The organism is Pseudomonas sp. MWU13-2105, assembly GCF_023242315.1.
Taxonomy (GTDB): Bacteria; Pseudomonadota; Gammaproteobacteria; order Pseudomonadales; family Pseudomonadaceae; genus Aquipseudomonas.
Window position 1 is genome coordinate 216,330 of the sequence record NZ_JALLIY010000005.1, and the last position, 14,432, is coordinate 230,761.

Annotated in this window: 11 protein-coding genes; 9 read left to right on the top strand and 2 right to left on the bottom strand. The window is 65.1% G+C overall.

Annotated elements, in window-relative coordinates; genetic code table 11:
- Positions 1–167: 167 nt before the first annotated feature.
- From M5B96_RS09175 to folD, 9 genes are all read left to right on the top strand, one after another.
- Positions 168–680, top strand: coding sequence for a dimethylamine monooxygenase subunit DmmA family protein (locus tag M5B96_RS09175; RefSeq protein WP_248796362.1), 513 nt, complete (start codon positions 168–170; stop codon positions 678–680).
- Positions 677–1,612 (top strand): PDR/VanB family oxidoreductase, encoded by a 936-nt coding sequence (locus tag M5B96_RS09180; RefSeq protein WP_248796363.1) that lies wholly within the window; start codon positions 677–679, stop codon positions 1,610–1,612. The genes M5B96_RS09175 and M5B96_RS09180 overlap by 4 nt, the downstream gene beginning before the upstream one ends.
- 9 nt (positions 1,613–1,621) lie before the next feature.
- Entirely contained in the window at positions 1,622–2,638 is a 1,017-nt protein-coding gene (locus M5B96_RS09185; RefSeq protein WP_248796364.1) for a heme-dependent oxidative N-demethylase family protein, read from the top strand.
- Positions 2,639–2,682: 44 nt separating this feature from the next.
- Entirely contained in the window at positions 2,683–3,813 is a 1,131-nt protein-coding gene (locus M5B96_RS09190) for an aminomethyltransferase family protein (RefSeq protein ID WP_248796365.1), read from the top strand.
- Positions 3,814–3,831: 18 nt separating this feature from the next.
- Positions 3,832–4,698, top strand: a complete 867-nt coding sequence (gene purU / locus M5B96_RS09195; RefSeq protein ID WP_248796366.1) for a formyltetrahydrofolate deformylase — start codon at positions 3,832–3,834, stop codon at positions 4,696–4,698.
- 30 nt (positions 4,699–4,728) lie between these two features.
- Positions 4,729–6,096 (top strand): NAD(P)-binding domain-containing protein, encoded by a 1,368-nt coding sequence (locus M5B96_RS09200; RefSeq protein WP_248796367.1) that lies wholly within the window; start codon positions 4,729–4,731, stop codon positions 6,094–6,096.
- Positions 6,097–6,111: 15 nt separating this feature from the next.
- Positions 6,112–8,454 carry a DUF1989 domain-containing protein gene (locus tag M5B96_RS09205; RefSeq protein ID WP_248796368.1) on the top strand — a complete coding sequence of 781 codons (2,343 nt, stop codon included), beginning with the start codon at positions 6,112–6,114 and terminating at the stop codon, positions 8,452–8,454.
- Between the two features lie 74 nt (positions 8,455–8,528).
- Complete coding sequence (locus M5B96_RS09210; RefSeq protein WP_248796369.1) at positions 8,529–10,208, top strand: APC family permease; 1,680 nt, start codon at positions 8,529–8,531, stop codon at positions 10,206–10,208.
- A 227-nt stretch (positions 10,209–10,435) separates the two neighbouring features.
- Complete coding sequence (gene folD, locus M5B96_RS09215; protein WP_248796370.1) at positions 10,436–11,314, top strand: bifunctional methylenetetrahydrofolate dehydrogenase/methenyltetrahydrofolate cyclohydrolase FolD; 879 nt, start codon at positions 10,436–10,438, stop codon at positions 11,312–11,314.
- Positions 11,315–11,519: 205 nt separating this feature from the next.
- Here folD and M5B96_RS09220 read toward each other — a convergent pair whose 3' ends face one another.
- The gene (locus tag M5B96_RS09220; protein WP_248796371.1) at positions 11,520–12,845 is read right to left on the bottom strand and encodes an ammonium transporter; all 1,326 of its coding nucleotides are present in this window, start codon (positions 12,843–12,845) and stop codon (positions 11,520–11,522) included.
- A 247-nt stretch (positions 12,846–13,092) separates the two neighbouring features.
- A complete protein-coding gene (locus M5B96_RS09225; RefSeq protein ID WP_103495374.1) occupies positions 13,093–14,430 on the bottom strand; it encodes an FMN-binding glutamate synthase family protein in 1,338 nt (445 codons plus the stop codon).
- Positions 14,431–14,432 lie beyond the last annotated feature (2 nt).

The window sequence follows — 14,432 nt, forward strand, 5'->3', positions numbered from 1 at the left end:
CCCGTCCGCTGACTCAACCCTGGCTGGCAAGCGAGCAACTTCCATGCCCCGCAGGCCAATAACGACGGGCTATCTCCAAAGAGGTACTGCTTCTTTCGGATTGAGTGGAATTTCCTTCTGGGAAACTATCTTCCCCAGCAAGAAACAAGTCAGCCAGGAACGCCAACATGATGGATAGACCCAGCGCCGCCCCCGACCGGCTTCACAGCCTCCCCGTCTACCGGGAACCCGTGCCCCGCCAGGCAGCTCGCCGGCACCTGGTTGTCAGGCAATCGACGACACTCGGCACGGCCTTTGTCGAGGGCCTCGAGCAGCCGCTGCTGCTGAATGCCCAGGGCCGGGACTTTCCCTCGCGCCTCACCAACCTGCTCGCCGATGCCACGGTCGGCTGCCACCTGTACATCCTCGGTGACGAAACCTTTCTCTGGCTGGTCCACGGTCAGGCCCGCGGTGCCGGGCTGCACGACGACGAAATCGACATGACGCTCTGCACCCCCGGCAGTCGACGGGTCTATTGCGTGCATTGCGGGCTGACCCAGGCCGCCAGCGCGGCGGACCGCCTCCACTGCATCGGTTGCCAGGTGCAACTGGGAATCCGCGCCCACTTTTCCAAACGCCTGGGCGCCTACCTCGGGGTCTGCGACGACGCCGACCACCCCTACGCCGGAGCCGGCTCATGAGCGCGCCACTGCACGTGCGGGTGAGCGCGGCACGCCTGCTCACGCCCCTGGTCCGCGAATTCACCCTGGTGCCTTGCACCGGCACCTTGCCGGGCTTCTCTTCGGGCAGCCATGTGCAAGTTCACCTGCCGCTGGGCGAACGGACCCTGCGCAACGCCTACTCGCTGACCGGCGACCCGGCCGACCACCGCCAGTACCGTATCGCCGTGCGTCTGCAAGAGGCCTCACGGGGTGGCTCGCGCTATCTGCACCAGCAGGTCGAAGTCGGCGACCGCCTGACGATCTCGCCACCGGCCAATCTGTTCGCCCCGCACCCGACTGCGCAGTTGCACATCCTGATTGCCGGCGGTATCGGCATCACCCCGTTCATGGCCTATCTCGACGCCCTGCAACGGCGCCAGGCGAATGTCGAACTGCACTACCTCTACCGCCCGGGCCTGACCGATGCCTATCTCGACGAGTTGCGGGAGCGCCTGGGTCCGCACCTGCGCTGTTACCCAGCGGGCAGGCCTTTCGATTTGCAGGCGATCCTGCGCGACCGGCCCCTGGGCAGCCATGTCTACAGCTGCGGTCCGCAGCGCCTGCTCGAAGCGGTGCGGGACAGCGCGAACCGCCTGGGCTGGCCCGCCAGCCGCGTGCATTGGGAAGCCTTCAGCGCCGCGCAGCCCGGCCAGCCCTTCGAACTGGAACTGGCCCGCAGCGGCCGGCGCCTCCAGGTCGGTGCCGGGCAGAGCCTGCTCGAGGCCCTGGAAAGCGCCGGCGTCGCGCCGCCCAGCCTGTGTCGTGGCGGCGTCTGTGGACAGTGCCAGACCCGCCATCTGCACGGCGCAATCGAACACCGCGACAGCTTCCTCAGCCGTGCCGAGCAGGCCGAGTTCCTTATGCCCTGTGTATCGCGCGGCTGCGGCCCGCGGGTTTTGCTAGACCTCTAGGAGTCGACCATGTCCGTTCAATTCAGCCCACTCCAGACTTATCGAGAGCCGTTCAGCTTTCGCAACAGCGCCAAGGCCATCCAGCGCTTTCCGTTCCCCTTCACAGAGGACAGCTATCTCTACTCGGTGAACATCGAACCGGCGAACTCGAAGGACCCCGGCTCGATCTACGAACACTGGTTCGACATCGACGAGCACTACCGCTCGGAAATGGCCGAACGCGCCCGGGTCCTGGACCAGGACCCGCGCCGCTACCTGGTGCTGCCGCATATGCAGGAAGCCGCCTGGGACGCCCTGGAAATGCTGATGGAGAAACTTGCCGACGCTTATCCGCAGTGGTTCGAACTCGACCGCGACGGCCGGCACTGGCACTGGCGCAACAAGGCCCTGGCGATCGACCAGCGCTTCACCTTCGGCGATGCCACGAGCCTGCCGTGCGAACCGTTGGAGTACATCACCCGCCAGGTCCAGGGCGACTTCGCCCTGCTCGACCAGCGCGACGGCGATCTGTTCATGGATGCCGGCATGGTCACCAGCCCGGCGGACTGGTCGCTGGCCTTCGATGCCGGGATGAGCTTCAAGCAATGGCATTCGCCGGTGCCCATGGCCCACCAGATGGGCATCTTCGAGCGGGCCCTGAAGTACCTGCTCAATGTGCCGGTGGGCCAGCCGGTACGGCGCCTGAACTGGACGCTGACGATCAACCCGCGCCTCGACTCCTCACCGGAAACCTTCCACGAATGGGGCGCCGACCGCGGCAGCGTGACGGCGGAAAACGCCGGGCGCCTGGTGCACCTGCGGGTCGAATTGCAACTGATGGCGCGCCTGCCGCGCAGCAATGGCCTGATGTTCAGCATCCGCACCTACCTGATCAGCCTCGACGAACTGGTCAGCCAGCCCGGCTGGGGTTGCCGCCTGCACCGCGTGCTGCGCGACCTGCCCGAACCGATCGCCGACTACAAGGGCATGAGCCGTTACCGAGAGACCCTGGTCAAGTGGCTGAGCCGCTTCGACCCCGACGCCTGATCGCGTTGATCCCCTACTCACCTTTGACCGACAAGGACCTGCATATGGCTCATTCATGGCGCATATCCGCACTCGCCGAGCGCCACCGCGCACTCGGCTCGAACCTGGAAGACTGGAACGGCATGGGCACCGCCTGGACCTACGCCAGCGACCTCGCCGATCACCACGAGGCGATCCGCACCCGCGCCGGGTTGATGGACGTGTCCGGACTGAAAAAAGTCCACTACGTCGGCCCGCACGCCGAGAGCCTGCTGCAATGGGCGACCACCCGCGATATCAGCAAGCTGTATCCGGGCAAATCGGTGTACGCCTCGATGCTCGACGAGGACGGCAAGTTCGTCGACGACTGCATCGTCTATCGCACCGGGCCCAACGCCTTCATGGTGGTGCATGGCGCCGGCAGCGGCCATGAGATGCTGGTGCGCTCGGCCCAGGGCCGGCAGGTCGCGGTGCTGTTCGACGACGACCTGCACGACCTGTCGTTGCAAGGCCCGCTGGCAGTGGACTTTCTTGCCGAGCACGTGCCCGGCATTCGCCAACTGCCCTACTTCCACCACCTGCAAACCCGCCTGTTCGAGCGTCCGGTGATGATCTCACGCACCGGCTACACCGGCGAGCGCGGCTACGAGATCTTCTGCAAGGCCGCCGATGCGCCCTGGCTCTGGGACCGGATCCTCGACCAGGGCGCGGGCCTGGGCATCATCCCCTGCGCCTTTACCGCCCTGGACTGGTTGCGGGTGGAAAGCTCGCTGATGTTCTTCCCCTATGACAACTCGCAGATGTACCCCTTCGCCGACGAGAAGCCCGGCGACACGCTCTGGGAAATGGGCCTGGAGTTCACCGTCTCGCCGGAAAAACGCGACTTTCGCGGTGCCGAGGAACATCGCCGCCTACAGGGCCGCGAGCGCTTCAAGATCACTGGCCTGCTGCTCGACGGCGTACGCGCCGCCGAGGCCGGTGACAGCCTCTGGCAAGGCGGCCAACAGGTCGGCGTGGTCACCTGCGGCATGTATTCGCGCTTGAGCAAACGCTCCATGGCGATCGCGCGCATGAACGTCGCCTGCTCCGTGCCGGGTATCGCCGTGCAGGTGCGCGGCAGCCTGGAGACCGGCGCCGTCAGCCACGCGCTGCCCTTCGACGATCCGCAGAAAAGCAAACGCACCGCCAAGGGCTGAACCACCCCAGGAGTTTCCATGGACCATCCACAGCCACACTACATTCTCAAGATCACCTGTCCGGCCACTTCCGGCATCGTCGCGGCGATCACCTCGTGCCTGGCCGGGCACAACTGCTACATCAGCGAGCTGGCGCAGTTCGACGATGAGTTCACCGGGCGTTTCTTCATGCGCGCGGTGTTCCGCTTCAACAAAGCTGCGCGCGCCGATATCGGCGCATTGCGCGAAGGCCTCGGCGGCCTGGCCGGCGGCTTCGACATGCAATGGGAACTGTTCAGCGGCGCCGAACCGACCCGGGTGCTGCTGATGGTCAGCAAGTTCGACCATTGCCTGACCGACCTGCTCTACCGCCACCGCAAGGGCGAGATGGACATGACCATCACCGCCGTGGTCTCCAACCACCTGGACCTGCGGCCGATGGCCGAGCGCGAAGGCATCCGCTTCATCTACCTGCCGGTGACCAAGGACAGCAAGGCCGGGCAGGAAGCCGAACTGCTGCGCATCGTCGAGGAAACCCGCACCGACCTGGTGGTGCTCGCCCGCTACATGCAGATCCTCTCCGACGACCTGTGCCGCCAGCTGTCGGGCCGCGCGATCAATATCCACCACTCGTTCCTGCCCGGTTTCAAGGGTGCCAAGCCCTATCACCAGGCCTACGAGCGTGGCGTCAAGCTGATCGGCGCCACCGCCCACTACGTCACCAGCGACCTCGACGAAGGCCCGATCATCGAGCAGGAAATCCAGCGCGTCGACCACACCCACCGGCCCGACTCGCTGGTCGCCATCGGCCGCGACACCGAAACCGTCGCGCTTTCCAAGGCGCTGAAATACCACCTGGAACACCGGGTCTTCATCAACCAGGACAAGACAGTGATTTTTCGCTGAGCGCCGACTCCATCATTACGAGGCACGATCATGACTTTACGCGTGGCAATCATCGGCGCCGGCCCTTGCGGCATGGCGCAACTGCGAGCCTTCCAGTCGGCCCGCGACCAGGGCGCCGAGATCCCCGAACTGGTCTGCTACGAGAAGCAGAGCGACTGGGGCGGCATGTGGAACTACACCTGGCGCACCGGCCTCGACGAAAACGGCGAGCCGGTGCACGGCAGCATGTACCGCTACCTGTGGTCGAACGGCCCGAAGGAGTGCCTGGAGTTCGCCGACTACACCTTTGAAGAGCATTTCGGCCGCCCCATCGGCTCCTACCCGCCACGGGAAGTGCTCTGGGACTACATCAAGGGCCGCGTGGAAAAAGCCGGGGTGCGCCCGTACATCCGCTTCAACAACGTGGTGCGCCAGGTCAGCTTCGACGCCGCCAGCGGTCGCTTCACCGTCCGCGCCCATGACCACAACCTGGATTTGCAGACCAGCGAGACCTTCGACTATGTGATCAACGCCTGCGGCCACTTTTCCACGCCCAAGGTGCCGCACTTCGAGGGCTTCGAGCAGTTCGCCGGACGCATCCTGCACGCCCATGACTTTCGCGAGGCGCTGGAATTCAAGGGCAAGGACCTGCTGATCGTAGGCAGCAGCTACTCGGCCGAGGACATCGGCTCGCAGTGCTACAAATACGGTGCCCGGAGCATCACCAGTTGCTACCGCAGCGCGCCGATGGGCTACCAATGGCCGGCCAACTGGGAGGAAAAACCACTGCTGCAACGCCTGGAACACAACCGCGCCTATTTTGCCGACGGCAGCAGCAAACACATCGACGCGGTGATCCTCTGCACCGGCTACAAGCATCACTTCCCGTTCCTGCCGGACGAACTCTGCCTCAAGACTGACAATCGCCTGTGGCCGATGAACCTGTACAAGGGCGTGTTCTGGGAAGCCAACCCACGGATGATCTACCTCGGCATGCAGGACCAGTGGTACTCCTTCAACATGTTCGACGCCCAGGCCTGGTACGCCCGCGACGTCATCCTCGGGCGCATCGCCCTGCCGTCCCACGCCGAGATGGTCGCCGACAGCCGGCAATGGCACGAACGCGAACAGACCCTGGAAACCAACCAGCAGATGTTCGAGTACCAGGGCGCCTATATCCAGCAACTGGTGGACGCCACCGACTATCCCGCTTTCGACATTGCCGCGGTCAACGACACCTTCCTGCACTGGAAGCATGACAAGGCCGAAGACATCATGGGTTATCGCGACAAGTCCTACCGCTCGCTGATGACCGGCACCCAGTCGCCGCCCCATCACACGCCCTGGCTGCACGCGCTGGACGACTCCATGGCCGCCTACCTCGGCGAACCGCCCACCTCGATCCAGTCGGTTGGCTGACAGGGGAGTCACGGCATGCACGCACCACGTGTTTCGCAACCCCGGGAGCCCGGGCTGTTTGCCCGCGCACCGGCGCTGGAGCGCTACCGGGTGGACGCCGGCGGTCTGAGCCTGGTGGCCCTGGAACCTGGCGATACCTTGCAGGTGATCGATATCGAAGGCTTGCAACCCTGCGAGCTGCTGGCCCTTGCCGCCAACGGCCACAGCGCCCTGGCGCAATGGGCACTGGCCGCCACGCCAGGCGGCGAATTCATCGCCGGGCGCCTGGCCGAACCGAGCCTGCACAGCCGACGCATCCTCCAGGCCCTGCACAAGCGCGCTGTCGATCCGCGCTCACTGCCACGCGCCGCCTCACTCTGGGGCGACGACAGCGAAGCCGGGCACAGTCGCCGTTTTGTCGCCAGTGAAGCATTGCTGGTGTTGGTCGCCGCCCCCGCCGGCCCCCACGCCGTCGACCGGCAATACCGGCCCAGCGAGCTGCGCCTGGTGGTCGAGCGGGCCAATCCGTCGCCGCTGTGGCTGCCCGAACTGCCCGAGCCGTTGGGCGAACTGGTCGAGGAGTTCACCGTGCGCGCCGGCAGCGCCCATGGCTACCACGTCGCCAAGGGCCAATATATCCAGGTTCTGGATGTCGCCGGCCGGCAATGCTCGGACTTTGTCGCCTTCGACCGGCGGGCCCTGGATCGCGGCCTGGAACTGGACCTCGACCAGACCGTCACCCGCACCCTGAACGGCAGTGCCTACCCGGCGCCGGGGCTGTTCTCGAAGTTCTTCGACCGGCAGATGCAGCCCATGCTCGAAGTGGTCCGCGACACCGTCGGTCGCCACGACGCCTTCGCCCTGGCCTGCACCGCCCGTTATTACGAGAGCCAGGGCTATTTCGGGCACGACAACTGCAGCGACAACCTCAGCCGCGCCCTCGCCCACCATGGCGTAAAGACGCGCAGTGGCTGGCCGGCGATCAACTTCTTCTTCAACACCGCGATCGACGCCCACCAGCAGATGACCCTCGACGAACCCTGGTCGCGCCCCGGTGACTATGTGCTGCTCAAGGCCATGACCGACCTGGTCTGCGGCAGCTCCTCGTGCCCCGACGACATCGACCCGGCCAATGGCTGGAACCCGACCGATATCCATATCCGCGTCTACAGCGAACAGGAGCGTTTTTCCATCGCCATGAGCACTCGAACCACGGCCGACGCCGACCCGATCCTGACCCGTGAATCGGGCTTTCACAGCCGCACCAGCCGCCTGGCCGGCAGCTTCATCGACTACCGCAACTGGTGGCTACCCCTGCGCTACGACGGTTTCGGCGCCATCGACGAGTACCTCGGCTGTCGCGAGCGGGTGGCGGTGATGGACCTGAGCGCCCTGCGCAAGTTCGAGATCCTCGGCCCGGATGCCGAGGCCCTCCTGCAGTACTGCCTGACCCGCGACGTGCGGCGCCTGGCGGTCGGCCAGGTGGTGTATTCGGCAATGTGCCATGAACACGGCGGCATGCTCGACGACGGCACCCTGCTGCGCCTGGGCCCGGATAATTTCCGCTGGATCTGCGGCGAGGACTATGCCGGCACCTGGCTGCGCGAACAGGCGGCGAAGCTGGGCATGAAGGTCTGGGTCAAGTCGGCCAGCGAGCAGATCCACAACCTCTCGGTGCAGGGTCCGCTGAGCCGTGAACTGCTCAGGCAGATGGTCTGGACGCCGCCGACCCAGCCGGACCTGGAAAGCCTCGGCTGGTTCCGCTTCCTGGTGGGTCGCCTGGACGGCTACGACGGTTGCCCGCTGATGATCTCCCGCACCGGCTACACCGGCGAGCTGGGCTATGAGGTCTGGTGCCAGCCCGAAGACGCCGGGCGGGTCTGGGACCGGATCTGGCAGTTGGGCCAGCCCCTGGGCATCGTCCCCCTGGGCCTGGAAGCCCTGGACATGCTGCGCATCGAAGCCGGGCTGATCTTCGCCGGCTACGAGTTCAGCGACCAGACCGATCCCTTCGAAGCGGGAATCGGGTTCAGCGTGCCGTTGAAGAGCAAGACCGACGACTTCATCGGTCGCGAAGCGCTGCTACGGCGCAGTGCCCACCCCAGCCACAAGCTGGTCGGCCTGCAACTGAGCGGCAACGAAGGCGCCCACCACGGCGATCCGGTCTATCGCGGCCGGGCCCAGGTCGGCGTGATCACCAGCGCCTGCCGCTCACCCCTGCTGGGCAGCAATATCGCCCTCTGTCGGGTCGATGTGGCCTGCGCCGAGATCGGCACGGAGCTTGAGGTCGGCAAGGTCGATGGCCAGCAGAAGCGCATCAGCGCCACGGTCACGCCGGCGATTTTCTACGACCCGGACAAGAGCCGGGTGCGCAGTTGATCGAAAGAACGAACGGTTACGCCAACTGACTTTGACTGCCCAATGCCCCTCCACTCAGACATGGGAATACAAAAATGGAAGCGACGACGTTCGAGACCGTACCGCCGGCCACCGCCGCGGTCGGCAGCCTGCACCGCAAGATCGATTGGCGCGGCGCCTTCTGGGTCGCCAGCGGCGTCCCCGCGCTGGTGCTGTTCAGCATCGGCGCGATTGCCGCCACCGTCGGTAAACCGGCCTGGATCGTCTGGATCGTGTCGATCCTGTTCGGCTTTATCCAGGCCTTCACCTACGCCGAAATCGCCGGGCTGTTCCCGCACAAGTCCGGCGGTGCCTCGGTCTACGGGGCCATCGCCTGGGTTCGCTACAGCAAGTTGATCGCCCCGGTCTCGGTGTGGTGCAACTGGCTGGCCTGGTCGCCGGTGCTGGCCATCGGTTCGGGCCTGGCCGCCGGCTATATCCTTACCGCGCTGTTTCCGGCGGACGCGCTGATCAATACCTGGCAGTTCACCCTGCTCGACCTGGGCTGGGTCAAGAGCGGCCTGTCGCTGCGCATCAACGCCACCTTCGGCATCGGCCTGCTGATCCTGCTGGGGGTGTTCGCCGTGCAGCACGGCGGCATCCTCCGTTCGGCGCGGCTGACCCTGGTGCTCGGCGCCACCTCGCTGATTCCGCTGTTGCTGGTGGGCGTGGTGCCGTTGCTCACCGGCGACGCGGCGCGGGTCAACTTCCTGCCGCTGTTCCCGCTGGCGCATGACGCCGCCGGGCAGGTGATCGACGGGCCCTGGGATATGTCCGGCTGGTCACTGATGGCCGGCGGGTTGTTCATGGCCGCCTGGTCGACCTACGGCTTCGAGACCGCGGTGTGCTACACCCGGGAATTCAAGGACCCGAAGCGCGACACCTTCAAGGCGATCTTCTATGCCGGCCTGCTCTGCATCCTGGTCTTCACCCTGGTACCGCTGGCTTTCCAGGGTAGCCTCGGGCTCGGCCAACTGGTCACCCCGGCGGTGCTCGATGCCAGCGGCGCCGTGGTCAGCCCCGCCGTCTATAGCGGCCTGCTGTCGCCGGCGATCTACAGCGGCATGGGTGTTGGCCAGGTGATGGCCGACAGCATCGGCGGCGGCAAGCTGGTGGCCAATATCGTGCTGATCATGCTGATACTGGCCACCCTGCTGGCGATCATGACCTCGATGTCCGGCTCCTCGCGCACCCTGTACCAGGCCTCGGTGGACGGCTGGTTGCCCAAGTACCTGGGACGGACCAATGAACACGGCGCACCGACGGCGGCGATGTGGACCGACCTGACGTTCAATATGCTGCTGTTGCTGATGTCCGACTATGTGTTCGTCCTCGCCGCGTCCAATGTCAGCTACATCATCTTCAACTTCCTCAACCTCAACGCCGGCTGGATCCACCGCCTGGACCGCCCGGACTGGGCCCGGCCGTACAAGGCGCCGACCCTGTTGCTGGCGGCCGGCGCGCTGCTGAGCTTCGTCAACCTCGCGTGCATGGGGCTGGGCGCGGATATCTGGGGCGCCGGGACCCTGTTCACTGGCCTGTTGCTGGCACTGCTGATCATTCCGGTGTTTGTCGTGCGCCATTACTGGCAGGACAAGGGGCGTTTCCCGGAAGCGATGCTGACCGACCTGCATATCCAGGCCGATGCCGGACTCAAACGCGCAGGTGTGTTGCCTTATGTCACACTGGTCGCTGGCGTACTGGTGGTATATTTCTGCCACCGCCTGGTGGCCTGAGCGACCTGAATAACCCAAATGACCTGGCTGGCGCTACCGGCCGTCCAGGCTGAACCCGATCCCTGTAGGAGCCGTCTTGCTGGCGATGGGGCCAGCGAGCCTTGCATCGCCTGCTCAGCCGCTATCGCCAGCAAGCGGGCTCCAAGTTTGGCGGCGTCTCCAAGATCCCTGTTGGGACAAGACGCCTGCCCACTCTTTCCTCTATCCAGACCATGGTGACGCATTCGATGAACTCTACCCTTGCACCGGCCCGCGACATCGACGGCAAGGCCATCGCCGCCCAGGTGCTCAATGAAGTCCGTGAGGAGATCGCGGACCTGGCCCGGCAAGCCATTTTCCCGGCGCTGGCGGTGATCCTGGTGGGCGACGATCCGGCCAGCCAGGTCTATGTGCGCAACAAATTGCTGCGCGCCGAAGAAGTCGGTATCCGCTCGCTGGAACATCGCCTGCCGGCGAGTGCCAGCCAGGCCGAACTGCTGCAACTGATTGCCGGGTTGAATGCCGATCCGACGGTGAACGGCATCCTGGTGCAACTGCCGTTACCGGCGCATATCGAAGAACATGCCGTGATCCAGGCCATTGACCCGCTCAAGGATGTCGATGGCTTTCACCGGGAAAACGTCGGCGGCCTGGTCCACGGCGCCGAAGTGCTGACACCCTGCACCCCGAGTGGCTGCATGCGTTTGCTGCAGGAGACCTGTGGCGATCTGCGCGGCAAGCACGCGGTGGTCATCGGCCGCTCGAATATCGTTGGCAAGCCGATGGCGACCCTGCTGCTGCAGGCCGACTGCTCGGTCAGCGTGGTGCACTCGCGCAGTGTTGACGCGCCGGCGTTGTGCCGGCTGGCGGATATCGTGGTCGCGGCCGTGGGCCGCCCGCAGTTGATCGACGCCAGCTGGCTCAAGCCGGGGGCGGTGGTGATCGATGTGGGGATCAATCGGATTGAAACCGAGACCGGCACCCGCCTGGTCGGGGATGTCGATTATGCCAGCGCGCGGCTGGTGGCCAGCGCCATCACCCCGGTACCGGGCGGGGTCGGGCCGATGACCATTGCCTATCTGCTGAAGAACACCGTGATTGCCACGCAGTTGCAGCAAACCCGGTAAACGCGGGCTATTGCACTGTCCTTGCGGACGGCGCAAGGCTCAAGGGCCTATTCGCGGGCAAGCTCCGCTCCCACAATGTTCGGGGCGCGCCGAGAGTTTTCGGTGTGACTCGGTCCCTGTAGGAGCTGGCTTGCCGGCGATACGATTTCAGCCGTTACACCGTTTCACCGGCAACCGGCCATCGACCGGCACACCGGGTCAAGGCTCAATGGTTGTAAGCCCGCTCATTGTGCTCGGCCAGGTCCAGCCCCATCTCTTCCACCGATTCATCGGCACGCAAGCCGATCAACGCCTTGATCACCTTGAGAATCACCCAACTGACGACAAAGCAGTAGGCGGTGGTCAGCGCCACGCCCTTGAGCTGCGCCAGGACCTGCCCGCCCAGGGTCACGCCGTCCACCAGGCCGCCCATCGACGGCACGCAGAACACCCCGGTCAACACCGCGCCGATCATACCGCCGATGCCATGCAGGCCGAATACATCGAGGCTGTCGTCATAGCCGAAACGTCGTTTCAGCACGGTCACGCTCAGGTAGCAGAACACCCCGCACAGCAGACCGATGGCCAGGGCACCGCCGACGCCGACATAGGCGCAGGCCGGGGTGATCCCCACCAAACCGGCCAAGGCACCGCTGGCCAGGCCCAAGGCACTGGGTTTGCCGACCTTGAACCATTCGGTGAACATCCAGCCGAGAATGCCGGCACAGGCACCCAGTTGGGTATTGAGCATGACGATCCCCGAAAGCCCGTTGAGACCGCCGCCGGAACCGATGTTGAAGCCGAACCAGCCGACCCAGAGCATCGCCGCGCCGGCCATGGTCAGGCTCAGGTTGTGCGCCGGCATCGGCTCGTTCTGGTAGCCCTTGCGCTTGCCGAGGATCAGGCACGCGGCCAGGGCAGCGACACCGGCGTTGATATGCACCGCGGTGCCGCCGGCAAAGTCGAGCACGCCCCAGTTGTGCATCAAGGCCCCGGAACCGCCCCAGACCATATGCGCGACAGGTGCGTAGACCAGGGTGAACCAGACCGCCATGAACAGCAGCGCCGCGGAGAACTTCATGCGTTCGGCGAAGGCCCCGGCAATCAGCGCCGGAGTGATGATGGCGAAGGTCATCTGGAAGGTCACGAACACCCCTTCCGGGATATCGCCCACCAGGCTGTCGGGCTTCATCCCGGCCAGGAAGGCCCGGCTCAGGCCGCCGACGAAACTGTTGAAGGTCACCTGGCCTTCGACCATGCCAGTGGTGTCGACCACCATGCTGTAGCCATAGATCACCCACAACACGCCGACCAGACCGGCGACGCCGAAGCACTGGGTGAACAACGACAACATGTTTTTCGCCCGGACCAGGCCGCCGTAGAACAGCGCCAGGCCCGGCAGGCACATGAACAGCACCAGCACCGCCGCGGTGATCATCCAGGCGCTGCTGCCGGTATTGAGGGTCGGGGCGTCGGCTGCTTGTGCCAGGGGTGCCAGGGCACCGAGGGCCAACAGCAATAACAGGGACTTGCCAGGTAGACGATTGACCATTGTTGAAGCTCCTGCAAAGGGAATGGAAAGTGTCTGGCAGCGAGCAATGTGAGCGTGGACGGGCCTTGGGGCCTCTTCGAATAATGGAAGATATAAACGCCGCCCTACTCCGCGGCGCCTGGCTGAATGCGACCCTTGCAGGAGCCGGCTTGCTGACGATGGCGACCGTTCAGGCGATGCAAGTCTGACTGGCCTCATCGCCAGCAAGCTGGCTTCTACAGGTTTTGCAGCGTATTCAAGATCCGGCTCAGTACCCCGAGCCCGGAATCCACGAGGTACCGGCCAACGGCACCCGGGCCATGGCCGCCGATTCCACGGTCAAGGCCACCAGGTCCTCCGGATCGAGGTTATGCAGGTGCGACTTGCCACAGGCCCGCGCCATGGTCTGCGCCTCCAGCACCAGCACCCGCAGGTAGTTGGCCAGGCGCCGCCCGCCCTCCACCGGATCGAGGCGCTTGGACAGCTCCGGGTCCTGGGTGGTGATCCCCGCCGGGTCACGGCCGTTCTGCCAGTCATCGTAAAAGCCGGCCGCCGAGCCGATCTTCTTCAATTCCTCGTCCAGCCGCGGATGGTTGTCGCCCAGGGCAATCAACGCCGCCGTGCCGATCGCCACCGCATCGGCGCCCAGCGCCATGGCCTTGGCCACGTCGGCGCCGTTGCGAATCCCGCCCGAGACGATCAACTGCACCTTGCGATGCATGCCCATCTCCTGCAACGCCTGGACCGCCTGGGGAATGGCCGGCAGGATCGGGATGCCCACGTGTTCGATAAACACTTCCTGGGTCGCCGCCGTACCGCCTTGCATACCGTCGAGGACGATCACATCGGCACCGGCCTTGACCGCCAGCTTGACGTCGTAATACGGCCGGCTGGCGCCGATCTTCACGTAGATCGGTTTTTCCCAATCGGTGATTTCGCGCAGCTCGGCAATCTTGATCGCCAGGTCGTCCGGGCCGGTCCAGTCCGGGTGACGGCAGGCGCTACGCTGGTCGACGCCAATCGGCAGCGTGCGCATGCCGGCCACGCGCTCGGTGACTTTCATGCCCAGCAGCATGCCGCCACCGCCCGGTTTGGCGCCCTGCCCCAGGACGATTTCGATGGCATCGGCCTTGCGCAGATCATCCGGGTTCATGCCATAACGCGACGGCAGGTATTGATAGACCAGGTGCTGCGACTGCCCGCGCTCTTCCGGGGTCATGCCGCCGTCGCCGGTAGTGGTGCTGGTCCCGGCAATGGTCGCGCCGCGGCCCAGGGCTTCCTTGGCATTGGCCGACAGCGCACCGAAACTCATGCCGGCAATAGTCACCGGAATCTTCAGGTGGATCGGCTTCTTGGCGAAGCGGTTGCCGAGAATCACGTCGGTCCCACACTTCTCCCGATAGCCTTCCAGGGGGTAGCGCGAGACGCTGGCACCGAGCAGCAGCAAGTCATCGAAGTGCGGCAGCTTGCGCTTGGTGCCGCCGCCACGGATGTCATAGATACCGGTCTCGGCGGCACGCTGGATTTCCTGGATGGTCAGGCGGTCGAAGGTGGCGGACTCACGCAGCACCGGAGTAGCGGCTTTTGGGTTAACAGGGTCGCTCATGG